The 23315-nt window shown below is 63.9% G+C and carries 21 protein-coding genes; 11 read left to right on the forward strand and 10 right to left on the reverse strand.

What is annotated here, in order from left to right; genetic code table 11:
* Positions 1 to 218 (forward strand): acyl-CoA dehydrogenase family protein (locus Q2941_RS24760; protein WP_458193991.1); only part of this gene is annotated, 218 nt, incomplete at its 5' end.
* A gap of 273 nt (positions 219 to 491) precedes the next feature.
* Here the strand turns inward: Q2941_RS24760 and Q2941_RS24765 are convergent.
* The 10 genes from Q2941_RS24765 to Q2941_RS24810 all read right to left on the reverse strand — a co-directional run bounded on the left by Q2941_RS24765 (position 492) and on the right by Q2941_RS24810 (position 12000).
* Positions 492 to 1529: an amino acid ABC transporter substrate-binding protein gene (locus Q2941_RS24765; protein ID WP_027521593.1), complete on the reverse strand. Its 1038-nt coding sequence runs from the start codon at positions 1527 to 1529 to the stop codon at positions 492 to 494.
* A 111-nt stretch (positions 1530 to 1640) separates the two neighbouring features.
* Positions 1641 to 2234, reverse strand: a complete 594-nt coding sequence (locus Q2941_RS24770) for a L,D-transpeptidase (RefSeq protein WP_027521592.1) — start codon at positions 2232 to 2234, stop codon at positions 1641 to 1643.
* A gap of 361 nt (positions 2235 to 2595) precedes the next feature.
* A complete protein-coding gene (locus tag Q2941_RS24775; protein WP_027521591.1) occupies positions 2596 to 3582 on the reverse strand; it encodes a hypothetical protein in 987 nt (328 codons plus the stop codon).
* A gap of 128 nt (positions 3583 to 3710) precedes the next feature.
* Positions 3711 to 4286 (reverse strand): thioredoxin family protein, encoded by a 576-nt coding sequence (locus Q2941_RS24780; protein ID WP_458193992.1) that lies wholly within the window; start codon positions 4284 to 4286, stop codon positions 3711 to 3713.
* A 30-nt stretch (positions 4287 to 4316) separates the two neighbouring features.
* Positions 4317 to 5015, reverse strand: a complete 699-nt coding sequence (locus Q2941_RS24785) for a cytochrome c biogenesis CcdA family protein (protein WP_458193993.1) — start codon at positions 5013 to 5015, stop codon at positions 4317 to 4319.
* A gap of 445 nt (positions 5016 to 5460) precedes the next feature.
* Positions 5461 to 6072 (reverse strand): sigma-70 family RNA polymerase sigma factor, encoded by a 612-nt coding sequence (locus tag Q2941_RS24790; protein ID WP_254109310.1) that lies wholly within the window; start codon positions 6070 to 6072, stop codon positions 5461 to 5463.
* A 375-nt stretch (positions 6073 to 6447) separates the two neighbouring features.
* Complete coding sequence (locus Q2941_RS24795) at positions 6448 to 7185, reverse strand: response regulator (protein ID WP_027521587.1); 738 nt, start codon at positions 7183 to 7185, stop codon at positions 6448 to 6450.
* Positions 7186 to 7204: 19 nt separating this feature from the next.
* Positions 7205 to 8953, reverse strand: coding sequence for an ATP-binding response regulator (locus tag Q2941_RS24800; protein WP_458193994.1), 1749 nt, complete (start codon positions 8951 to 8953; stop codon positions 7205 to 7207).
* Positions 8923 to 10998: a sensor histidine kinase gene (locus Q2941_RS24805; protein ID WP_458193995.1), complete on the reverse strand. Its 2076-nt coding sequence runs from the start codon at positions 10996 to 10998 to the stop codon at positions 8923 to 8925. Before Q2941_RS24805 ends, Q2941_RS24800 begins: the two co-directional genes overlap by 31 nt.
* A 6-nt stretch (positions 10999 to 11004) precedes the next feature.
* Positions 11005 to 12000 (reverse strand): TRAP transporter substrate-binding protein, encoded by a 996-nt coding sequence (locus tag Q2941_RS24810; protein WP_458193996.1) that lies wholly within the window; start codon positions 11998 to 12000, stop codon positions 11005 to 11007.
* A 218-nt stretch (positions 12001 to 12218) separates the two neighbouring features.
* On the opposite strand from Q2941_RS24810, the gene ugpB reads away from it, so the two are divergent.
* From ugpB to hpxZ, 10 genes are all read left to right on the forward strand, one after another.
* Positions 12219 to 13559 carry a sn-glycerol-3-phosphate ABC transporter substrate-binding protein UgpB gene (ugpB, locus tag Q2941_RS24815; RefSeq protein WP_458193997.1) on the forward strand — a complete coding sequence of 447 codons (1341 nt, stop codon included), beginning with the start codon at positions 12219 to 12221 and terminating at the stop codon, positions 13557 to 13559.
* A gap of 233 nt (positions 13560 to 13792) precedes the next feature.
* Positions 13793 to 14824, forward strand: coding sequence for a M4 family metallopeptidase (locus Q2941_RS24820; RefSeq protein WP_458193998.1), 1032 nt, complete (start codon positions 13793 to 13795; stop codon positions 14822 to 14824).
* Between the two features lie 42 nt (positions 14825 to 14866).
* Complete coding sequence (locus Q2941_RS24825) at positions 14867 to 15133, forward strand: protealysin inhibitor emfourin (RefSeq protein ID WP_027521581.1); 267 nt, start codon at positions 14867 to 14869, stop codon at positions 15131 to 15133.
* A 314-nt stretch (positions 15134 to 15447) separates the two neighbouring features.
* The gene (locus tag Q2941_RS24830; protein ID WP_458193999.1) at positions 15448 to 17070 is read left to right on the forward strand and encodes an ABC transporter substrate-binding protein; all 1623 of its coding nucleotides are present in this window, start codon (positions 15448 to 15450) and stop codon (positions 17068 to 17070) included.
* Positions 17071 to 17297: 227 nt separating this feature from the next.
* The gene (locus Q2941_RS24835; protein WP_458194000.1) at positions 17298 to 18311 is read left to right on the forward strand and encodes an ABC transporter permease; all 1014 of its coding nucleotides are present in this window, start codon (positions 17298 to 17300) and stop codon (positions 18309 to 18311) included.
* 9 nt (positions 18312 to 18320) lie between these two features.
* Positions 18321 to 19220, forward strand: coding sequence for an ABC transporter permease (locus Q2941_RS24840; protein WP_458194001.1), 900 nt, complete (start codon positions 18321 to 18323; stop codon positions 19218 to 19220).
* Positions 19221 to 19510: 290 nt separating this feature from the next.
* Entirely contained in the window at positions 19511 to 21319 is a 1809-nt protein-coding gene (locus tag Q2941_RS24845; protein ID WP_254109308.1) for a dipeptide ABC transporter ATP-binding protein, read from the forward strand.
* A gap of 19 nt (positions 21320 to 21338) precedes the next feature.
* Positions 21339 to 21518, forward strand: coding sequence for a DUF4089 domain-containing protein (locus tag Q2941_RS24850; protein WP_027521576.1), 180 nt, complete (start codon positions 21339 to 21341; stop codon positions 21516 to 21518).
* Positions 21519 to 21525: 7 nt separating this feature from the next.
* Complete coding sequence (locus Q2941_RS24855; RefSeq protein WP_027521575.1) at positions 21526 to 22920, forward strand: AtzE family amidohydrolase; 1395 nt, start codon at positions 21526 to 21528, stop codon at positions 22918 to 22920.
* A 1-nt stretch (position 22921) separates the two neighbouring features.
* Positions 22922 to 23314: an oxalurate catabolism protein HpxZ gene (gene hpxZ, locus Q2941_RS24860; RefSeq protein ID WP_254109307.1), complete on the forward strand. Its 393-nt coding sequence runs from the start codon at positions 22922 to 22924 to the stop codon at positions 23312 to 23314.
* The last annotated feature ends 1 nt before the right edge of the window (position 23315 follow it).

A 23315-nucleotide genomic window follows, 5' to 3' on the forward strand; every position in this document is an offset into this window, starting at 1 on the left:
ACGTGGCCAAGGCCGCGTCAGCCGTCGCGGTCGCCAAGGCACGCGCCGGCACCACCGCGACGCGCGCGGTGCAGGAAGGCGTGCAGATGCATGGCGGCATGGGCATGACCGACCAGTTCGACATCGGCTTCTTCATGAAGCGCGCCCGGGTCTGCGAGGAATTGTTCGGCGACGCGAATTACCACGCCGAGCAACTGGCGAGGGCGAGGGGGTATTGAGGCGTATTGAGTGAGGCGAGGCAGCGACGCCGCCTCATCCTCAGGCGTCATCGCCCGGCTTGACCGGGCGATCCAGTACGCCGCGGCCCCTCCGCACCCCATCACTGCCTCTGGAATACTGGATCGCCCGCTTTCGCGGGCGATGACAGTTGACAGGATGTAGAACGTCTGCCCCAAGCTTGTCATTGCGAGCGCAGCGAAGCAATCCAGACTGTCACCGCGGAAAGACTCTGGATTGCTTCGCTTCGCTCGCAATGACGAAGGAGAGACCTCCTACCGCATCGGCGGTGCGTACTGCACACCACCCGCGTTCCAGAGCTGGTTCATGCCGCGCGGGATCTTCAGCTTGGATTTCTCGCCGATATTGCGCTCGTACATCTCGCCGTAATTGCCGACGTGGCGGATGATGCGCACGGCCCAGTCCTTGGTCAGTCCAAGCTGCTCGCCGTAATTGCCTTCGGTGCCGACGAGGCGCATCACTTCGGGCTTCTTCGACTTCAGGGCCTCGTCGATATTCTCCGAGGTGATGCCGAGCTCCTCGGCGTTGATCATCGCGTAAAGCGTCCACTTCACGATCATCATCCAGTCGTCGTCGCGCTGGCGTACGACCGGTGCGAGCGGTTCCTTGGAGATCATGTCCGGCAGGATCATGTGGTCGCCGGGCTTGGAAAGGTTGAGCCGCAGCGCGTAAAGCTGGGAGGCGTCGGCGGTCAGCGTGTCGCACTTGCCGCTGTCATAGGCTTTAACGACGTCCTCGAGCTTGTCGAACTTCACCTCTTCGTACTTCATGTTGTTGGCGCGGAAGTAGTCGGCGAGGTTGAGCAGCGTCGTGGTGCCCGCCTGCACGCAGACCTTGCTGCCGTTCAGGTCCAGCGCAGTCTCCTTGTTGCGCGAGCGCGGCAGCATGAAACCTTCGCCGTCGTAATAGGCGACCGCCGGGAAATAGAGATCGTAGTCGAGCTCACGCGCCATGCTCCAGGTGGAGTTGCGCGAGAGGATGTCGACCTTCCGGCTCTGCAACTCCTTGAAGCGCTCGCTGGCGTCGAGCGGAATGAACTTGGCCTTGCTCGGATCGTTGAAGATGGCGGCCGCCACCGCGCGGCAGAAATCGACGTCGAAACCGGTCCAGTTGCCCTTGTCGTCGGGGATCGAGAAGCCCGGCAGCCCCTTGTTGACGCCGCAGAAGACCTCGCCGCGCCGGACCGTGCGCTTCAGCGTGCGGGTGTCGTACATCTCATAGACAACGGCCAAAGCGCCGACCAGGACCGCGACTGCGAGCCCAATCAGCAGGCCGCCTCGAAAAGTGCGCATGATTTGTCTCTCTCGAAAAAATCGGGAAAAGGAGTTTGGACGAAGGCGGAGAGCATGATCCGGAAAAGTGCGAAGCGGTTTTCCGAAAAGCTCATGCTCAAACGATAACCCTTAGAGTTCGGGCTTCTGCCGGATGACCACCTTGGTCCCGACCGGGACGCGATCGTAGAGATCGGCGACGTCATTGTTGACGAGACGGAAGCAGCCCGACGACACCTTGGTGCCGATCGTATCAGGGCGGTTGGTGCCGTGGATGCGGTAGACGGTGGTGCCGAGATACATGGCGCGCGCGCCGAGCGGGTTGCCGGGGCCGCCGGCCATGAAGCGCGGCAGATAGGGCTGGCGCTGGATCATCTCCGGCGGCGGCGTCCAGTCCGGCCATTCCTTCTTGTTGGTGATGTTCACTAGCCCCTGCCACTGGAAGCCGTCGCGGCCGACGCCGATGCCGTAGCGGATCGCGCGCCCGCCGGGCTGCACCAGATAGAGGTGCCGCTCGTTGGTCGAGATGATGATGGTGCCCGGCGCTTCGGTCGTGCGGTAGTAGACGACCTGCTTCTGCCATTCCGGATCGAGCTGGTAGGAATCGTCCGCGATCAGGCCCGGCTCGTCGCCGCGGTCGGGCTGCTGGGCGGAAGCGTAAGAGGTGGAAAAAATCAGGCCGAGTGTGGCGATGAACATCCCGGTCAGGCGACGAAAATCCGTCATTTCAAGCTCTCCCCGCTGCCACAGCGCAAATCATTCGGAACCATCAAAACTCAGGGGCAGCTTCATGGCAAGTTAATGGCGCGTCCGGCTGGTATGTCACTAGGATGTTTTGGTTTTTTGACATGTATCAATGCCACGAACAGGGGGGCATGGCGCGAAAAGCATAGAAGTATGCAGCCGCGAGGCCGGTGCGCTCCCTCTCCCGCTTGCGGGAGAGGGTTGGGGAGAGGGTCTCCGCAATGGGTAGCTCCCGGCCTGGAGAGAGCCCTCACCCGCGCCTTCGGCGCGACCTCTCCCGCAAGCGGGAGAGGTTGAGCAAAGCGCGTGGCTAAATCACCTGAGCCAACAGGCATCGCGTTTACTAGATCCGGTTGTTCTCAGGCCCTATTCTAAGTCGCCGGACGATCTCGGTGCCCACGGCGCGGGCCTCTTGCCGCGAGCCGATGCGGGGACTGCGAAACCTTTGTCCGGACCGCAATCTGATCACGACGATGCAGTGCTCGTCCTCGGATCGGCCGCGGCGCTCGACCGTGATCGCCTCCACGTCGTGTCCCTCGATATGGTCAGCGCGCAAGCTGCCGTCGCCCGAGAGGCGTTCAACGCGAACATCGCCTTGCCGGATGATCCAGAAGGCGCCGGTCACGAGATTTGCGTATCTGTGAACGGCGAACGCGGCGACCGCGCCGATCGGCAGCAGCAGCATGTCGACCGGGCCGGGCGAAAGGCCACGCCATAGCTTGTAGGCGTAGGGAACGGCGGACAGTCCGACGGCGATCAATGCGACGATCCTGATGTCCCTGCTGGAGAACGGCTCGACGGGCTCGCCGAGATGCATTTCGGGATTGGCAGCATCGAGCGGATTGACCGGTGCCTCGACATTGGGAACGCCGAACTGCGCGGCGATCCGGGCAACGGTGTCGCGGACATGCGTGACGTCGGAGATGGGCGGGGACGTCAGGCGCTCTCCCGAGACGAGCGTGAAGGCCAGATGGAAGCGCGTCGTGGACGCCTTGCGGGCCTGGACCTGTCCCTGGACCTGCAGTTGCGAGATTTCATCTTTCGCGACGATCCTGGTGCGAAGTCGTCCGAACGGACGCTGGCGCCCGATCAGGATTTCATTCGGCGTGATGATCCACACCACTGCCGGTGCAAGCATGACGGCGCCGATGAACGCCGCTCCCAGGAGCAGCGCGAGCACGGAGATGATCAGTTCCAGGACATCGTGCGCGAACAGGCCTGGCGTGAAGCAAAGCGAAACGATTGCCGCGAAGCCGGCGATCACCAGCCGCTGCGCAATTGAGGAGCCTTCACGAAGGCGGATGTCGCTATTGGTGGTCGCGTCGTCCATTTCGGGCGGCCGATTCCGTCGCCACGAAACTCCACGGACGCATCCGTGGAGTCAAGCAACAAGGGCGGCATCCAAAGCCAGCCAAGTAAACCGGCCAAGTAAACCGGCCACGTGACGTCCGCGCGGGATCAGCTACTGGCATTGAGCAGGCGTGCGACCGTGCGGTCGATCTCGTCATAGCGGCCCTCGCCGGCATGCTCGAACACGATCCGTCCGTTCTGGTCGATGATGTATTGCGCCGGCCAATACTGGTTGCGATAGGCGTTCCAGGTCCTGGAATCATTGTCCTGCGCCACCGGATAGGTGATGCCGTGGCGCTTCAGCGCGGCCTGGACGTTGGAGGCTGAGCGCTCGAACGGGAATTCCGGCGTGTGCACGCCGACAACGACCAGGCCCTTGTCCCTGTATTTGGCGTAGAGCTCGGTGACATGCGGCAGCGTGTTGACGCAGTTGACGCAGCCATAGGTCCAGAAATCCACCAGCACGACCTTGCCGCGGAGATCGGCGAGGCTCAGCGGCTTTGAGTTGAACCAGTTGCTGATGCCGGTGAAGTCCGGCGCGATCTCCTGGCTTGCGGCAGCAGTGACCATCGGCGTCGGGCGCGCGGCCTCGTCGCAGATGCCGGGGATGATGGCGCCGGTCAGGACGAAGCCGATCAGCGCGGCGGACACGGCGAGCAGTCTTGGCATCGGTCTTGGGGTCATGGAAGCTTTCCTCCGATGGAACGCAGGCGATTACAGGCCGATCTGGCCGGTGGGATAGAATCCGGTGAGCCACGCCACGATCAGCGTGTCGTATTGGAAGTAGGCGGCGAGGGCGAAGGCGATGACGACGACGCCAAAGGCCTGCTGCAAGCGCGGCGAGATGCGCGCGATGCCGGCTATACGCGTGGTAACGGCCTGTCCGCCATAGGCGATGGCGAGCATCGGCAGCGCCGCGCCGATCGCGTAGGCGATCAGTAGCGTGCCGGCCCAGGCGAGGTTCTTGGAGGTCGCAACCAGGGTGAGGATCGAGCCGAGCACGGGACCCGCGCAAGGCGTCCAGACCAGGCCAAGCGTGGTGCCGAGCACCAGCCCGCCAAGCGCGCCCTCGCGCTGCGCGCTCTGCGAGGCGCCGAGATCGAGCCAGCCGTGGAGCCGGATCGACAGCCACTCGAACGGCGCCGGCCACAGCATCAGCAGGCCGAAGCCGAGCAGGAGAACGGCGGCAGCCGAACGCAGCACGTTCGGGTCGAAATCGAACAGGCGCGTGACCGCGCCGAGCAGCAGCGCGGTTGCGGAGAACGAGACGACGAAACCCAGCGCAATCATCGCTGGCCGCAAATACCCGGCGCGGCCGATCGAGGCGCCGAGCAGGGTCGGCAACACCGGCAGCGTGCAGGGCGCGGCGATGGTGAGGACGCCGGCAAGAACAGCAAAGATCAGGTCGAGCATCGGGGCACTCGTAGGTGGACACGAGGCTGTTCGGGCCGGATGCTTCGATCGTTACGCGGCGTCACGCCTTCGTGACCGAGCAGTGTTGGCCACGACGACGGTGCGCTCCCTCCCCCCTTGTGGGGGAGGGCTGGGAGGGGGTAGCCCCGGGCGAGGTCGGAGTTCGTGGCACCCCCCTCCCTGCCCCTCCCCCGCAAGGGGGGAGGGAATGAGAGAGCGGTGCCCGCCTCACTGCACCATGAATAAAAAACGACCCGGAGGCGGGCACACCGTCCGGGTCGTTGGAGGTCCTTGGGAGGTTTAAGCAAACCGTATGGAGCTTTATAGGAAGGAAGTTTTTCCGCCTGATGTTGTGGTTTGTTTCAATTGTTTCGTCGGCGGTAACGCTTCCGTGTGCCGGGACAGGGCCGTTTAGCTGGTCCTATCCCTTTGAAATTACATATCTTTAGGCTGCGAAGCGGTCGACGCCGGCAACCTTAAGCAAATCGGCGAGTTGCTTGCGGGCATAGAACATCCGCGTCTTCACCGTGCTCTGGGGGATGCCGATGATCTGGCCGACCTCCTCCACCGATTTCTCGTGGTAGTAGACGAGGTTGATGATCTCGCGGTGCGCCGGCGACAGCTTGGCCACGCAGGCGCGCAGGATCGCGCTGGTGTCGTTGCGGTCGAGGGCGGTTTCCGGCGTGTCGTGCTCGTCCGGGATCTGGCGCACGTCTTCCTGGTCGATGTCCTCGAAGCGGCGCTGGCGCATCGCGGTCAGCGCCTTGAAGCGGGCGATCGAGAGCAGCCAGGTCGAAACCTGCGAGCGGCCCTGGAATTGGCTGGCGGTCCGCCACACGTCCAGGAAGACCTGGCTCACGAGGTCTTCGGCCGTGGTGGCGTCGCGCACGATGCGCAGGATGAAGCGGTACACCCGCACATTGTGACGGCAGTACAGGATGTGCATGGCCGTCCGGTTGCCGTCGGCGACGCTCTCCAGAAGCATTTCGTCCGATGTCGCCTGAGCGGCAAGGATGCCCTGGCTGGCCTGGGCGTTGATGGCGACGACGTTCTGCATGACTGGCTCCCCGTAACGCCGCAACCGAGCGGCGTTTCCTTGGACCAAAGTGTTAAAGAGCCAGCGTTTCGGGATGTCTGCGCGACAAGCGGAAAATGGTTTCGTGCGCTGCCAAATTGTTTCGTCGTGGGGCCGGCGACGAAACATTCGGGGCAAAAAAGCCAATTATTTCAATATACGGGATTTACGGGGCTGCGGACTTTGCAGGGGCGGGAACGAATCTTTGGTTTCCGCGTTCGTGCGCGACCTCCACACACCGTCATTCCGGGGCGATGCGCAGCATCGAACTATGGTGCGCAATTGCGCACCTGAGAATCTCGAGATTCCGGGTTCGCGCTTACGCACGCCCCGGAATGGCGACGCGAGAGTGAAGGGCTACGCCTTCTCGCCGGACGGCGAGAACAGATAGCCGCCGCCTCTGATCGTGCGGATCACGGCGGGCTTGGTCGGGTCGGGCTCGATCTTGCGGCGAATGCGCATGATGCGCAGATCGACGGCGCGGTCGAAGGCCTCGGCGTCGCGCGCATTGGCGAGCTCCAGGAGACGCTCGCGCGACAGCACGCGCTTCGGATTGGCCGCGAACACTTTGAGCAGCCCGAATTCGGATGCGGTCAGCGGATGCTCGTTGCCTTCGTCGTCGCGCAGCGCCTGTGCTTCGAGATCGAGCCATTTTGTCCCGAAGCGCACCAGCTGATCCTTGTCGGATTTCGCTGCCGCCGTTTCCGCCGCCACCGCCTTCACCGGCATGCTCCGCCGCAGCACCGAGCGGATGCGTGCCATCAACTCCCTGAGCTCGCAGGGTTTGGCGACATAATCGTCGGCACCGAGCTCGAGCCCCACGACGCGGTCGATCGGGCTCGCGGTCGCCGTGAGCATGATCACCGGCACGTTGATGCGGCTCTTGAGGTCGCGGATGATCGACAGGCCGTCTTCCTCGGGCATGTTGAGATCGAGCACGACGAGATCGGGCATGCTGCCCTGGATCGCGGTGCGTAAAGACTTGCCGCCGTCGCACAGCGTCACGGTGAAGCCGTGCATCTTGAGGTAATCGCCGACCATTTCCCGGGCCGGGGCCTCGTCGTCGACGATCATGATGTGCTGGCTCTGTGTCATGTCATTCAGATCCTGGCACTCAAAGCAATTCGGTCGAAGGTAGCGTGATGGTGAAGGTCGCGCCCTTGCCGGGGCCGTCGCTTGCGGCGGTCACCTCGCCGCCGTGCATGTCGATAATACGCTTGACGATCGAAAGCCCAAGGCCTGTCGAGCTCTCGCCCGCGGTCGGTTTTGCGGAAAGCCGCTGGAATCGGCCGAAAAGGCGGCCCAAATCCTCCGGCGACAGGCCCGCGCCCTCGTCATTGACGCGAATGACGGTGTCGCTGCCCTCATGCGTGACGGTCACGCCGATCCTGCCGCCGATCGGACTGTATTTGATCGCATTGCTGATCAAATTGTCGATCGCCTCGCGGATGCGGTCGGTGTCGCACATGGTGACGATGTTTGCAGGGGCGGTGACGCCAATCGTCTGCTGCTTGTTGACGGCGAGCGGCTGGTTGGCCTCGGCGACCTCCTGCACCAGGGAAGCGACGTCAACAGGTTCGCGGCGGATCGTGATGTCGAAAGCGTCTGCCATCGCATCCGAGATCAGGTGATCGACCATCGTGGTCAGGCGTTTGGTGGCGTCGCGAATGTGATCGACCTGCGCGATGACGCCGCCGCTCGAGGCGCCGGTCGTGATCAGCTCCTTCAGCATCTCGGTACGGCCGAGGATGACGCCGAGCGGATTCTTCAGGTCATGGGCGACGGTGCCCAGAATCTCGTTCTTGAAGCCGTTGGCGCGCTGGAGCCGCAGCCACTGCGCGGAGAGGCGCCGGTTGGCCTGCATCAAGGCACGGGTGCGCTGGGCGACACGGTCCTCGAGCTGGGTATTGGCGTCCTGGAGCTGCTGATAGAGAATGACGTTGTCGAAGGCGATCGAGAGCCGGCTGGAGAAAATCTCGACCAGCGAGCGGTCGGTCTCCGACAGGTCGCGTTCGGCCTGGAGCAAAACCACGACCTCGCGGCCGCTGCCGGTGCGCAAATAGAGCACGCTGCGATGGTCGGCGAATTCGTTTTTGCGGCGCTGGAAGGCGGCTTCCACGAGCGCGCGCAGATCGGGGTCGAGCGCTTTCGATGTAGTGGTGCCGATGAAGCGGCTGTAGCAGCCACTTCCCGCCAGCACCGACAGCTCCGCGCCCGCCGATCCGCCATTGTCGCGCAGTACCAGTATACCGGCGCAGTCGACGTTAAGCAGCGAGGCGAGCTGGGTCAGCACGCCCTCGGCGAGCCGCTGCATCGACTTGAAGTCATAGAGCGTGGAGGCGGCGTCGATGATGATCTCGAGCCCGCGCCGCGTCTGCACCATGCGCTCGAGCTGCTGATAGGAGCGCAGCGCCGCGGTCAGCGAGGTGAACAGCTTGTCGGCGGTGAGCTCGGTCTTCGCCTTGTAGTCGTTGATGTCGTACTGGACGATGACGCGCCGCTCCGGCGCCTGGCCGGGCTGTCCCGTGCGCAGGATGATGCGGACGGTCTCGTTGCGGACCTCGTTGCGGATGAATTCGACGAGCTCGAGCCCCGCGACATCCGTCTCCATGATGACGTCGAGCAGCACGGCGGCGACGTCGTTGTGCTCGCGCATCAGCTTGCGGCCCTCGGCCGCCGAATAGGCGGAGAGGATCTCGAGACCCTGGCCGTTCAGGGTGTAGTCCGAGAGCGCAAAGCGCGTACCGTCATGCACGGCGGGATCGTCGTCGATGACGGCGATCTTCCATTTCCGCGCAGTCGTATCCTCCGCCGCGGTGGCGGTGTCGTCGATCAGGTGGAGGACATCGTCCTGTTCGGCCATTGAGAAGTCCCGTCAGTCTCTGTGCTTTGCATGCCGCCCTTGGCGACCCGGGGCATGATAATGCGAAAAGTGGTGCCTTGTCCCAGCTTGGATTCCAGCATCATCCGCCCGCCGAGCTGCTGGGTGACCAGGTTATAGACGATATGGAGGCCTAGACCCGTGCCGCCTTCATTGCGCCGGGTGGTAAAGAAAGGGTCAAAGGCCTGCCGCTGCACGTCCGGCGTCATGCCGGCGCCGTCGTCGACAAAGCTGATCTCGATGTCATCAGAGCCGCGTGGCCGTGCCGAGATCGAGATGGTGCCGGCGCGGCCGTCGGCGAAAGCGTGGTTGGCGGCATTGAGGAACAGGTTGGTCAGGATCTGGCCATAGGAGCCGGGATAGCCGTCGAGCAGCAGCCCCTCCGGCACGTCGACGTTGAGCGTAATCGGCGAGCGCTTCAGCACCGGGCGCAGGCTCGCGATGATCTGGTCGGTGGCCTCGCTCAAGCTGAACTGTCGCCGCTCGGCATGGGAGCGGTCGACCGCGACCTGCTTGAACGACTGGATCAGCTCGCCGGCGCGCTGGAGGTTGGCGACGAGCTGCTGCGAGGCGTCGCGCGAGGAATGCACGAACTCCTCGAGCTGCGAGCGGCGCAGGCCGCTGTCGCCTTTCAACTGCGCCTCGAAGATCTCGCTGCGCCGGGCAAAACTGGAAGCAACGGTGAGGCTGATGCCGATGGGGTTGTTGACCTCGTGGGCGACGCCGGCAACGAGGCCGCCGAGCGCGGCAAGCCGCTCGGCATCGATCAGGTTCTGCTGCGCGGTGTTGAGCTCGAGCAGCGCGCTCTCGGCCTTCTCCTTCGATGCGCGCAACTCGTCCTCGGTCTGGCGCTTGGCGATCGCGTTCTCGCGGAACACTTCCACCGCGCGCGCCATGGCGCCGACCTCGTCGCGCGCCTTGATGCCCTGCACCTCGCGGTCGAGATCGCCGATCGTGATCGCGCGCATCGCCGTCATGATCTGCTGCAGGGGCAGCCGGATCGACAGCGCGATCAGCACGCCGACGGTGAGGATGATGCCGAGGAAGATCACCGCAATCGACAGGACTCTTCTCGAAATGTCCGACAGCGTTCGGTCGAAGGTCTCCTGCGCCCGCTGCTCGCGCTGGCGCATCTTGGTCGAGAGGTCGTCGATGGCGCCGATCGCCTCGGCCTGGCTGGCGTCGATGGTGTTGCGCAAGAGATCGGTGCGGCTGGTGAGCTGCTCGGAGAGGTTTGCAAAGCCCTCGCGCAGCGCGGTGGTGCGGGTGGCGAGCCGCTCCAGCGCCATGCGCTGGAGATCGTTGTCGGCGAGATCCCTCATGACAGGGATGGTCTTCTCGATCGTCTCGGTGTTGCGGCGGGCGTCCTCGGCGGAAGCCGACGCGAGCGAGAGATAGTAGGAATTGGCCGCGACCAGCATGGCGGTGAAGGCTTCGCGGGACTTGCCGAGCGAGGGCCAGATCAGCGCGTCGCGATGGCCGGTGGCGCCTTCGATGATGGAATAGAGCCCGGCCATGTCCTTGGCGGGCCCCAGCACCTGGTCCTCATAGGTCTTGGCGATGGTCGCCTGCACGCTGCGCAATTCGCCAAAACCGTTGAGGAAGCGCTCGGTGGTGCGCTCGAGCTCCTCGACCGAGCCCGCCAGCATCGGGTCCTTGGCGGCGCGGTTGGTCAGCGTGCCCAGCACGGCCTCGCGGAGCAGCAGGATCTCGGCGAACAGGTCCGGGCTCGGCTGGTTGATGTAGCGGTGGATGAGGTTTTGCAGGCGCCCGGTCTCGCTTTCGAGCAGCGCCAGGATCTTGTCGGACTCGCGCACCTGGCGGAGGTCGTCCCAGGCTGAGGCCAGCACCTGCGCCCCGTTCCAGATCATCGCCACCAGCACCACGACCACGGCGGAGTTCAGCGCCGCGATCGACAGGATGCGCCAGCGGATCGGGACGGCGCGCAGCAGGCCGACGATCCGGGCGCGCAAGCGTCCGACCGGGCCGGGCAGTTTTTCCTTCTCGCTGTGTCCAAGCGCTGCCAAGCGGCCTCACTCCACCTTGCGAATACGTTCGATCAGCGCGGCCGCGGCGGGATCCTGCGCGGCCTTGGCGTAGATCGGGGCCATCGCGTCCTCGAACGGCTTGCGGTCGATATCCCTGACGATGGTGACGCCGGCAGCTTGCGCCTTGCGCTGCGACTGCTCCTCCAGATCGCGCCACTTCTCGCGCATGAAGTGGCTGGAGCGCAGCGCGGCCTCGCGAAAGATCTGCTGATCCTCCGCCGACAGGCTTCGCCACGCTCTTAGCGAGATCACCAGCACCTCCGGGCTCATCGTGTGTTCGGTCAGCGTATAGTAGCCTGCATATTTGTAATGGTCCGTGGTCACGAAGGACGGCCAGTTGTTTTCCGCACCATCGATCAGATGGGTCGCGAGCCCCGTGAGCACCTGCCCATAGGGCAATTCGACCGGCTCGGCGCCGAGCGAGCGTATCATCGCCGACATCAACTCCGACTGCTGGACTCGGATCCGTAAGCCCCTGAGGTCGGTCACGCTCTTCACCGGCCGGATGCGGTTGTAGATCGACCGCGCGCCGGAATCGTAGAAAGCAAGGCCGACGAAGCCGAAAGGCTCGAAGCTGTTGAGGATTTCGCGGCCGATCGGCCCGTCCAGCACTTTTTGCACGTGCTCGATGGAGCGGAACAGGAATGGCATGGCGAGTACATTCATCGCCGGGACGAAGTTGCCGATCAGCGCCACGTTGGTCCGGTTGAGGTCGATCGCGCCGACCCTTGTCTGCTCGATCGTCTCCTTCTCCTCGCCGAGCTGGCGGGAGTGGAACACCTTGACCTCATGCCGACCGCCAGTGCGTTCCGCGATCAGGGCGCCCATGTAACGCAGCGCCTGGACGGTCGGGTAATCCTCGGCCTGGGTATCGGCGGCGCGAAACTCGCGCGCAAACGTCCCCGTCGCGCACATCGCGAACAAGAGCACGACGAAAACCACCCCGGTCCGCGAGAGTTCGGCACGGCTCAACACTGGCACACTCAACCCCTCAGTGATGGAGTCCATGGCGGGAAGAAAAGGTTCAATGCAATCTAGCAGAAGGTGGGGGGAACGCTATCCTGCTGCGAGCGGCGAAGCGGGCCGATTGTGCAGCGCGGCCGATTCTTATTCCTGATTGAAACCAGCCATGCCGCGCCTTAAGCAGGTACGGGGCAAAAGTAGTCGCCTTTTGTTCGCGCGAGACGGGATGAACGATCGTGGTTAGAGCCTTGCGTCTTTTGCAGACCGTCGCCGTCGCAGCGGCCTTCGCCTTGATGCAGATTGTCCCGGTCTCGCCAGCGCGTGCCGCGACCGACATCCAGCTCTGGCACGCGATGTCCGGCGAGCTCGGCCGGCAGTTGGAGAAGCTCACCTCCGACTTCAACGCCTCGCAATCCGACTACCGGATCGTGCCGAGCTACAAGGGCAACTACACCGAGACGGTGACGGCGGCGATCTTCGCCTTCCGCTCGCGCGGCCAGCCGGCGATCGTCCAGGTCAACGAGGTGGCGACCGCCACCATGACCGCGGCCAAGGGCGCGATCTATCCCGTGTTCAGCCTGATGCAGGATCAGAACGAGCCGTTCTCGCCCGATGCCTATCTGCCGGCCGTGTCCGGCTATTACACGGACGCAGCCGGCAATCTGCTGTCATTCCCGTTCAACGCCTCGACGCCGATCCTCTACTACAACAAGACCATGTTCCGTGACGCCGGCCTTGATCCGGAGACGCCGCCAAAAACCTGGCCGGAGCTCGGGGCTGCCGCAAAACGCCTGCGCGAGCGCGGCGCGGCCTGCGGCTTCACCACGTCCTGGCCGTCCTGGATTCTTGTCGAGAATTTCTCGGCGTTTCACGATCTGCCGCTTGCGACGAGAGCCAACGGCTTTGCCGGGCTGGATGCGGAATTGCGCATCAACAATCCGCTTCTCGTGCACCATGTCGCTGAGCTTGCCGAGTGGCAGAAGGACAAGGTGTTCGACTATGGCGGCCGCGGCCAGTTGGCCGAGCCGCGCTTCCAGAACGGCGAATGCGGCATCTTCATCGGCTCGTCCGGCACGCGCGCCGACATCAAGGCTAACTCGAAGTTCGAGGTCGGCTACGGCATGATGCCGTATTGGCCGGACGTGAAGGGCGCGCCGCAGAACTCGATCATCGGCGGCGCCACGCTGTGGGTGCTGCGCGACCGTCCGCGCGACGAGTACAAGGGCGTGGCGAGATTCTTCGCTTACCTGTCGCAGCCGGGCGTGCAGGCGGCCTGGCACCAGAACACAGGCTACCTGCCGATCACCCGCGCCGCCTTCGAGCTGACCCGCGCGCAGGGTTTTTACGAGCGCAACCCGGGCGCCGCGATCTCCTTCGAGCAGATCACGCTGCATCCGCCGACGGAGAACTCGAAGGGCATCCGGCTCGGCTCCTTCGTGCTGATCCGCGGCGTCATCGAGGACGAGCTGGAGCAGGCCTTTGCCGGCAAGAAGGACGCCCAGGCGGCACTCGATTCCGCGGTCGAGCGCGGCAACAAGCTGCTCCGACAGTTCGAGCGCGCCAGCCCGGATCGGTAGGAACGGCGCCGATTGCCGCACCGGTCGCGCATCAGGCGCGACGTTCACTCGTCAGCAAATTCAATTGGACGTCGGAAGAGTGCGTGAATCCGCGCGCAACGAGCCGCGCGTCCACGCTCTCGGAACCGTGAAGCCTGAGCGCGCGGCGGCGCTTGTGGCCGCCCGCCTGCAGCTATAATCTTGAAGTTGTTTCATCCATAATTTTTCCGGAAAAGTTGTAGTGGAGATTATCCATGCCGTGCTCATGTTTCATCATCCCAAACGACGTTCTGACCAAGCTATCCCACGACAAGAAGCTGTCTGCTGCGCTTCGCAAGCAGCTGGTCGACACAGTCCAGATCAGTCATGAACTGCGCGAATTGCGGACGCAGGCTGCGAGATTGACCAGCGTTGCCGCCGCGCGTGCCAGTGGACTCGTCACGCTTGCGGCGGCGCCGTCCATCACGGTGTACGACTGCAAGCACACGCAGACGCTGCCGGGTAGCCCTGTGCCGAAGCCGAAGACGTCCTCGGACGGGTCCGTCAAGCGCACCTTCAACGAGACGAGCAAGGTGGCCAAGTTCTACCAGCAGGTCTTCAACCGGAATTCGATCGATGATCACGGCATGACCATGATGTCGTCGGTTCACTTCGGCAACAAATACAACAACGCGATGTGGAATGGTTCGCAGATGATCTACGGCGACGGGGACGGCAGCATCTTCGTCGACTTCACCAGAGGCAACGACGTCATCGGGCATGAGTTGACCCATGGCGTGACCCAGCACAGCCTCCAGCTTGCCTATAGCGGCGATGCAGGCGGCCTGAACGAGAGCATCTCCGACTGTTTCGGTTCGATGTTCCGGCAGTGGCAAGCCAAGCAGAACGTCCAAAAGGCCGACTGGCTGATCGGGCGTGACATCATGGGTCCCGCCGCCAAGAAGCAAGGGCTCACCTGCCTGCGCGACATGGCCAATCCCGCAGCCAAGCACTGCCTGGCGCCGCAGCCGACCCAATATTCCCAGATTACGCCCGGCATGGATCCGCATTACGCCAGCGGGCCGCCGAACCTCGCCTTCCATACGGCCTGCACGACGCTTGGCGGATACAGTTGGGCCAAGATCGGCCAGGTGTGGTACCATTCGCTCACGGGTTTCGGGCCGACGCCGAACATGACGATGAAGGCGTTTGCAGCGAGGACCCGGCAGGGCGCTCACACGTTGTATCCTGCCGACCCCGCGGTCTTCGCCGCCGTCGATGCAGGATGGAAAAAGGTCGGGCTGTAAGCCGGTTGCAGCGCGTTACGAAAGGAAGGAAGCGTGGATCGCTTGAAGATCGAGCGCGTCGGAGGGTTCGCCGGCTTCGGCGGCCCTCATCTCAAGAGCCGCGGTGAAGTGGCGTTGTCGGATTTGTCGCTCGTCGACCAGAAGACGGTGGAGTCGTTGTTTGCCGATCCGAAGAAAGTCCCTGCGACGCATCCAGGTCAGGCCGACGCGTTCAGCTACCGAATCACGCGCGGTGCCCAGACGATCGAAGTCCCCGAGCATGCGGTCCCCTCGACCATCAGGAACAGCGTCAAGGATGTGCTGGAGTAGGCCAGGCGGAGCCGGGCGCCTTGATGAAGGATTTGATTTGGCCGGGCTGAGCGGTCGGACCGTCATGACGCCTGACTGAAGGCGTGTGACACTCTTGCTCAATTCCAGGGCGATCAGTTTTTCAGCCTAATTTTCAATCAAAATCGCCTCTTTGTATGCAATTGCGGGGTGCTTAAGAAGTGACGCACAGACGCGATTGCATCAATCGCGTTGTAAATCAATAGATTAGGAGGCCTGTAACGTCTCGTTAAGCTTTGGCACGAACCTTGCGAATCCTGTTCCAACCAAAAACCTTTTTGCGTTGGAGCATTGCCATGAAGCGCCGCGATTTCCTGAAATCCGTCTCTGGATTGGCTGCCGGCGCGGTGCTCCCGGCGGCCCCTCATGTGATCTCGCCCGCCAAGGCCGATGCACGCTCCGAGACGCTGCTGATCGTCTCCGAGGGCGGGCCCAACAATCTCGACATCCACGGCGTCGGCACCAACGTGCCCGGCTACGAGGTGTCCTGGAATTGCTACGACCGCCTGATCAGCCACGAGATGAAGAGCGGCCCTGGCGGTGTGCCCTATTACGATCGCGACAAGTTCAAGGGCGAGCTCGCCGACGACATGAAGATCGACGAGATGTCGGTCACCTTCAAGCTGAAGAAGAACGCCAAATTCCACGACGGCACACAGGTCACCGCGAAGGACGTGAAATGGTCGCTCGACCGCGCCGTCAGCGTCGGCGGCTTCCCGACCTTCCAGATGAGCGCGGGCTCGCTGACCAAGCCCGAGCAGTTCGTGGTGGTCGACGATTACACGGTGCGCGTCGACTTTCTGAAGAAGGATCGCCTGACGATCCCCGATCTCGCCGTCATTGTGCCCTGCGTCGTCAATTCGGAGCTTGTGAAGAAGAACGCGAACGAGAAGGACCCATGGGGTCTTGAATACACCAAGCAGCAGACCGCGGGCTCCGGCGCCTACAAGGTGACGAAGTGGACTGCCGGCACTGAAGTCGTGATGGAGCGCAACGAGGAGTGGGTCGGCGGCCCCTTGCCGAAGATCAAGCGCGTGATCTGGCGCATGGTGCCGCAGGCCGGCAACCGCCGTGCGCTTTTGGAGCGCGGTGACGCCGACATCTCCTACGAGCTGCCGTTCAAGGACTTTCAGGAGATGAAGGCGAACGGCAAGCTCAACGTGGTGTCGCTGCCGTTCTCCAACGGCATCCAGTACATCGGCATGAACGTGACCAAGCCGCCCTTCGACAATGTCAAGGTGCGGCAGGCGATGGCCTATGCGATGCCGTACCAGAAGATCATGGACGCCGTGCTGTTCGGGCTCGGCAATCCCATGTTCGGTGCGAGCGCCGACAAGGCGACGGAGGTCGCCTGGCCGCAGCCGCACAAATTCGCGACCGACATGGAGAAGGCGAAAGCGCTGCTTAGCGAGGCAGGTTACGCCAACGGCTTCGAGACGACGATCTCGTTCGACCTTAATTTCGCAGGGGTCAACGAGCCGCTCTGCGTGCTGGTGCAGGAGAGCCTCGCGCAGCTCGGCATCAAGACCACCATCAACAAGGTGCCCGGCGCCAACTTGCGCACCGAGTTGAACAAGAAGGAGATGCCGCTCTTCACCAACGTGTTCTCAGGCTGGCTCGATTACCCCGAGTACTTCTTCTACTGGTGCTATCACGGCAACAATTCCGTCTTCAACACCATGAGCTACAAGTCGGCGGAGATGGACAAGCTCATCGACGGCGCGCGCACTGCCGCCGCCATCGGCGACAAGTCGGCCTACGATGCCGACGTGAAGGGTTTCGTCGACCTCGCCTTCGCCGAGGTCCCGCGCATCCCGCTCTACCAGCCCTTCGTCAACGTCGCCATGCAGAAGAACATCTCCGGCTATCAATACTGGTTCCACCGCAGGCTCGACTATCGCGCCATGGCGAAGGGGTGATGCGTCATGGTGCGCGATACGACCCCGGCGCCGGCTGTCTTGAGTGAGGTGAGCACTGCTCTCTCATTCCCTCTCCCCTTGTGGGAGAGGGGCAGGGTGAGGGGTAGCCACGAACTACGACCTCGCCTGGGGCTACCCCTCACCCCAACCCTCTCCCACAAGGGGAGAGGGGGCGCAGAGGAGCGCGCAGCGAGAGCCTCATTCTCTTCGCGCACAAGGAGGCCGCCATGCTGACCATGATCGGCAAGCGGCTGATGTTCGCGATTCCCTCGCTGATCGGGGTCGTCATCGTCACCTTCCTGCTGACGCGCGCGCTGCCGGGTGATCCGGCTGCGTATTTCGCCGGCCCCGCCGCAACGAAAGAAGCCGTCGAGCAGATCCGCAAAAAGCTCGGCTTCGACAAGCCGCTGATCGAACAGTTCTTCCGCTACGCGGGCGATCTCGCGCATGGTGATTTCGGCAATTCGCTTACGACCGGCCAGCCGGTCGCGACCGAGATCCGCAACCGCCTGCCGGCTTCCGCCGAGCTGACTCTGCTCGGCCTCATCGTCTCGATCGCAATCGCGATTCCGCTCGGCGTGCTGGCCGCGACGCGGCCGGGATCGTGGATAGACCATCTCTGTCGGGTGACGACGACGGCCGGCGTGTCGCTGCCGGTGTTCTTCACCGGCCTCGTGCTGGTCTATGTCTTCTACTTCCAGCTCGGCTGGTCGCCGGCGCCGCTCGGCCGGTTGGATGTGTTCTACAGCGCGCCGCCAACGATCACCGGCTTCTATCTGATCGACACGCTGGTCGCGCGCGATGTCGAGGCTTTTCGTTCTGCACTCAGTCAACTCATCCTGCCCGCGACCACGCTTGCGATCTTCTCGCTGGCGCCGATCGCGCGCATGACGCGCGCCTCGATGCTCGCGGTGCTCGCTAGCGAATTCGTCCGCACCGCGCGCGCCAGCGGATTGTCGCCGGCGACCGTGATCGTCACCTACGCCTTCCGCAACGCGATGCTGCCGGTCATCACCACGCTGAGCATGGTGTTCTCCTTCCTGCTGGGGGCCAACGTGCTGGTGGAAAAAGTCTTCGCCTGGCCCGGCATCGGCTCCTATGCGGTGGAAGCGCTCATTTCGTCGGACTTCGCGCCCGTGCAGGGTTTCGTGCTGACCATGGCGGTCATGTACGTGCTTTTGAATCTCGTGATCGACATTCTCTACGGCGTGATCGATCCGCGTGTGCGGCTGGAAGGGTAGGGGGACACAATGAGCTCCGTTGCACCAGTTGTTGAACCCGTCGGTCCCGCACGCACGTCGGGACTGACTGCGATCCTCGAACAGACACGCTATGTGCTCGGCGAGAACAAGGTCACGGGCTTTGCCTTCGCGCTGCTCCTGATCATCGTCTTCGCCGCACTGTTCGGTCCCTATGTCGTGCCGTACGATCCGCTCGCCTCGGATACCGCAGCCGCGCTGAAATCGCCTTCGGCGGCGCACTGGTTCGGCACCGATCAGCTCGGCCGCGACATCTTCAGCCGCGTCATTGTCGCAACGCGTCTCGATTTCTTCATCGCGATCGCCTCGGTCGTGCTGGTGTTCCTGATGGGCGGGCTTGCCGGCATCGCCGCCGGCTATTTCGGCGGCTGGACCGACCGCATCGTTGGCCGCATCGCCGACACCATCATGGCCTTTCCGTTGTTCGTGCTGGCGATGGGCATCGTCGCCGCGCTCGGCAACACCGTGCAGAACATCATCCTGGCGACCGCCATCGTGAACTTCCCGCTCTATGCCCGCGTCGCGCGTGCCGAAGCGAACGTCCGCCGCAACGCCGGCTTCGTGCAGGCGGCGCGGCTGTCGGGCAACGGCGAGTTCCGCATCCTCCTGGTGCACATCCTGCCCAACATCATGCCGATCATGATCGTGCAGATGTCGCTGACCATGGGCTACGCCATCCTCAATGCCGCGGGCCTGTCCTTCATCGGCCTCGGCGTCCGCCCGCCGACGGCGGAATGGGGCATCATGGTCGCCGAGGGCGCGGGCTTCATGGTGTCGGGGGAGTGGTGGATCGCGCTGTTCCCCGGCCTTGCTCTGATGGTCGCCGTGTTCTGCTTCAACCTCCTCGGCGACGGCCTGCGCGACATCGTCGACCCGCAGCGGAGGACGTGAGCGATGTTTGGTTTCAAGCGCGGGAACAGGAACGCGGACCCTACATGTGAGGCGGACACCATCCTCTCATTCCCTCCCCCCTTGTGGGGGAGGGTTAGGGAGGGGGGTAGCCACGAACTCCGACCTCACCCGGGGCTGCCCCCCTCCCCAACCCTCCCCCACAAGGGGGGAGGGAGCGAGAGAGTTGCGCCCGCCTTACGTGCGAATTTCTGGCCAAAATTCTCCAATGAATTCAGCTCCCTTCTACTGTGCATGGGGTTGTTTTCGACGTTTCTGAGCCGGAGGCCGTCATGACGTCCCAGCCGCTGCTCGACGTCCAGGACCTCACGGTCGAATTCACCACCCGGCGCGGCATCGTGAAGGCGGTGCAGCACGTCAACATCTCCGTCGCCAAGGGCGAGACGCTGGCGATCGTTGGCGAGTCCGGCTCGGGCAAGTCGGTGACCTCATATGCCGTGATGCGCATCCTTGACCGCGCCGGCAAGATCGCCGAGGGCTCGGTGATGTTCTCCGGCATAGACGTCAAGGCGGCGAGCGAAGACCAGATGCGCGACCTGCGCGGCCGCGAGGTCTCGATGATTTTTCAGAACCCGCGTGCGGCACTCAATCCCATTCGCAAGGTGGGCGATCAGATCGAGGACGTGCTGCGCACCCATGTGCAGCAGGCTATGGTTTCGGACCACGGAGAAAAGGCGATCGAGGCGCTGGAGCAGGTCAAGATCGCCCGCCCGCGCGAGCGCTACCACGCCTATCCGTTCGAGCTGTCGGGCGGCATGTGCCAGCGCGTCGTCATCGCGCTGGCACTCGCCTGCAATCCGCAGCTCCTGATCGCGGACGAGCCGACCACAGGTCTCGATGTCACCACCCAGAAGGCGGTGATGGATCTGATCGTCGAGCTGACCAAGCGGCGTGCGATGTCGACCATCCTGATCACGCACGACCTGGGATTGGCAGCCGCCTATTGCGACCGCGTCGTGGTGATGGAGAAGGGCAGGGTGGTCGAGACCGCCAAGGCCGCCGACATCTTCGCCAATCCGCAGCACCCCTACACCCGGAAACTGATGCGCGCGACGCCGCGGATCGGTGTGTCCTTGAGAGACTTGCTGCCTGAAGACGAGTCGGCTGCCTTCGTCTCTCCCCGCACGCGGGGAGAGGCCGACACGCGAAGCGCGGCGGGTGAGGGGGACTCTCCACGAGTCGTGCCCGTGGAATCAGCCCCTCACCCCGACCCTCTCCCCGTGAAGGACGGGGAGAGGGAGAAGAAACCCCTCCTCCTCATCGAAAAGCTCGTCAAGGAATACCCGCGCCAGGGCACGACCGCCGTGCTCGGCAAGCTGTTCAGCCGCAAGCCGCCGGTGGAGCCGGAGATGTTCCGCGCGGTCGACGGCATCAGCTTCTCGATCCGCACCGGCGAGAGCGTTGGCCTGGTCGGCGAGTCCGGCTGCGGCAAATCGACGACCTCGATGATGGTGATGCGGCTCTTGGATCAGACCTCCGGCCGCATCCAGTTCGACGGCGAGGAGATCGGCAGCATGATGCCGAGCGCCTTTGCGCGCCTGCCGCTGCGCAGCCGCATCCAGATGGTGTTCCAGGACCCGACCGACAGCCTCAATCCGCGCTTCACCGCCGCGCGTGCCATTGCCGATCCGATCATGCAACTCGGCGACGTCAGGGGACGCGATGCGCTGCGCGCGCGCTGCGAGGAACTCGCGACCATGGTTGGCCTGCCGCACAATCTGCTCGACCGCTTCCCGCATCAATTGTCAGGGGGACAGAAGGCCCGCGTCGGCATCGCTCGCGCGATCGCGCTGCATCCAAAGCTCGTCGTCCTGGACGAGCCGACCGCCGCGCTGGACGTCTCGGTCCAGGCGGTGGTGCTCAATCTGCTCCAGGACCTCAAGGCGCGGCTAGGTATGAGCTACCTGTTCGTCTCGCACGATTTGAATGTAGTGCGCTTGCTGTGCGATCGTGTCATTGTGATGCGGGCGGGTCGAATCGTCGAAGAGGGGACCTCCGAACAGGTCCTTAGCGATCCGCAGGACGACTACACCAAGGAGCTGTTGACGGCGATCCCGCATCCGCCGTTGCCGGTGCACTGAGAGCCTGTTTGGGAGTGTGATGGCCGAACCGCTGGACGACTATATCGACGCTGTCGCGCAAGCGCTGGCGTTGCCGATCGAGGAGGCCTGGCGACCGGCCATTCGCGCCAACCTCGAGGTGTCGCTGCGGCTCGCCCGCCTCGTCGACGAATTCGCGCTGCCGGACGAGACCGAGCCGGCGCCCGTGTTCGCCGCCTGATGTTGCCATGACGACAGCTCCTGAAGGGACGGCTGCGAACATCGCCAGAGCGGTGGCGGGCGGCAAGCTGTCCGCACTCGATGCGACCGAAGCGGCGCTCGCCCGCATCAAGCAACATGACACGATTCTCAATTCCTTCACCGACGTCACTGCCGAGCGCGCTCGCGCAAAAGCGCGCGCGATCGATGCCGACATCGCGGCGGGCAGAAAGGTCGGCCCGCTCGCGGGCGTCCCGTTTGCGGTGAAGAATCTGTTCGACGTTGCGGGCCTGCCGACGCGGGCCGGCTCGAAGATCAACCGCGACCGCGCGCCCGCCGCGCGCGATGCCACGCTGATCGAGCGGATGGAAGCTGCCGGCGCGGTGCTGGTCGGCGCGCTCAACATGGGCGAATACGCCTACGACTTCACCGGCGAGAACGTCCATGACGGTCCCTCGCGCAATCCGCACGATGTGACGCGGATGAGCGGCGGCTCGTCCGGCGGCTCCGGCAGCGCTGTCGGCGGCGCGCTGGTGCCGATCGCGCTCGGCTCGGACACCAACGGTTCGATCCGCGTGCCGTCCTCGTTCTGCGGCATCTTTGGCCTGAAGCCGACCTACGGCCGGCTGTCGCGCGCACGCTCCTTCCCCTTCGTCGCGAGCCTCGATCATCTCGGCCCGTTCGCGCGCTCCGTCACCGATCTCGCGCTCGCCTATGACGCGATGCAGGGCCCGGATGCCGACGATGCCGCCTGTACCACGAGGCCGGTCGAGCCGGTGACGCCGCTATTGTCGGAGCCGATCTCCGGCCTGCGCGTCGCAATCGCCGGCGGCTATTTTCAGAAGAACGTCTTCCCCGAAGCCGTCGAAGCCGTTGGCCGCGTCGCCAAGGCCCTTGGTGCAACGCGTGTGGTCGACATTCCCGAAGCCGCGCGGGCCCGCGCGGCCGCCTATGTCATCACCACCACCGAAGGCGCTTCGCTGCATCTCGATCGGCTGCGCCAGCGACCCAACGATTTCGACCCCGCGGTGCGCGACCGGTTGATCGCGGGCGCAATGGTGCCGGCGGCGCTGGTCGACCGCGCGCAAAAATTCCGCCGCTGGTACCGCGCGCGGCTCGCCGAGATCTTTGGGTCGGTCGATGTGCTGCTCGCGCCGGCGACGCCCTGTACGGCGCCAAAGCTCGGGCAGGTGACGTTCAAGCTCGATGGCGTCGAATTGCCGGTGCGCGCCAATATCGGCGTCCACACCCAGCCGATCTCCTTCATCGGCCTGCCTGTGGTTGCCGTGCCGGTGCCGCTCGAGCCGATGCCGATCGGTGTGCAGATCATCGCCGCGCCCTGGCGCGAGGACATTGCGCTGCGCGTCGCGCACGCATTGGAACGGATGGGCGTGGTATCCGCGCCGTCGCCGAGAGGGTTTTGAGATGGAGATCGATCTCCCCGACGTGATCGCGGAAGTCAAGTCGGCGTTCGAGCGTTATGAGACCGCGCTGGTCAGCAACGACGTCGCCGTGCTCGGTGAGCTGTTCCGCAATGATCCCCGGACGCTGCGCTACGGCATCGGCGAGAATCTCTACGGCTATGAGGCGATCTCCGGCTTTCGCGCCGCGCGCTCGCCGGTCGGCCTGAACCGCCGCACCGCGAAAACCGTGATCACCAGCTTTGGCCGCGACACCGCGGTCGCCTCCACGCTGTTTTATCGCGACACCATGCCGGGCCGGGTCGGCCGGCAGATGCAGACCTGGATCCGCTTCCCCGAGGGCTGGCGCGTCGTCGCCGCCCATGTCAGCATCATCGACGAGCCGAAAGAGACCTGAT

This window comes from Bradyrhizobium sp. UFLA05-153, assembly GCF_054185185.1.

Coding starts and splice junctions, on each gene's coding strand:
- Q2941_RS24765 (WP_027521593.1), bottom strand. CDS start 1,529: ATGCGCACTTTTCGAGGCGGCCTGCTGATTGGGCTCGCAGTCGCGGTC.
- Q2941_RS24770 (WP_027521592.1), bottom strand. CDS start 2,234: ATGACGGATTTTCGTCGCCTGACCGGGATGTTCATCGCCACACTCGGC.
- Q2941_RS24775 (WP_027521591.1), bottom strand. CDS start 3,582: ATGGACGACGCGACCACCAATAGCGACATCCGCCTTCGTGAAGGCTCC.
- Q2941_RS24780 (WP_458193992.1), bottom strand. CDS start 4,286: ATGACCCCAAGACCGATGCCAAGACTGCTCGCCGTGTCCGCCGCGCTG.
- Q2941_RS24785 (WP_458193993.1), bottom strand. CDS start 5,015: ATGCTCGACCTGATCTTTGCTGTTCTTGCCGGCGTCCTCACCATCGCC.
- Q2941_RS24790 (WP_254109310.1), bottom strand. CDS start 6,072: ATGCAGAACGTCGTCGCCATCAACGCCCAGGCCAGCCAGGGCATCCTT.
- Q2941_RS24795 (WP_027521587.1), bottom strand. CDS start 7,185: ATGACACAGAGCCAGCACATCATGATCGTCGACGACGAGGCCCCGGCC.
- Q2941_RS24800 (WP_458193994.1), bottom strand. CDS start 8,953: ATGGCCGAACAGGACGATGTCCTCCACCTGATCGACGACACCGCCACC.
- Q2941_RS24820 (WP_458193998.1), top strand. CDS start 13,793: ATGCCGTGCTCATGTTTCATCATCCCAAACGACGTTCTGACCAAGCTA.
- Q2941_RS24830 (WP_458193999.1), top strand. CDS start 15,448: ATGAAGCGCCGCGATTTCCTGAAATCCGTCTCTGGATTGGCTGCCGGC.
- Q2941_RS24835 (WP_458194000.1), top strand. CDS start 17,298: ATGCTGACCATGATCGGCAAGCGGCTGATGTTCGCGATTCCCTCGCTG.
- Q2941_RS24840 (WP_458194001.1), top strand. CDS start 18,321: ATGAGCTCCGTTGCACCAGTTGTTGAACCCGTCGGTCCCGCACGCACG.
- Q2941_RS24845 (WP_254109308.1), top strand. CDS start 19,511: ATGACGTCCCAGCCGCTGCTCGACGTCCAGGACCTCACGGTCGAATTC.
- Q2941_RS24850 (WP_027521576.1), top strand. CDS start 21,339: ATGGCCGAACCGCTGGACGACTATATCGACGCTGTCGCGCAAGCGCTG.
- Q2941_RS24855 (WP_027521575.1), top strand. CDS start 21,526: ATGACGACAGCTCCTGAAGGGACGGCTGCGAACATCGCCAGAGCGGTG.
- hpxZ (WP_254109307.1), top strand. CDS start 22,922: ATGGAGATCGATCTCCCCGACGTGATCGCGGAAGTCAAGTCGGCGTTC.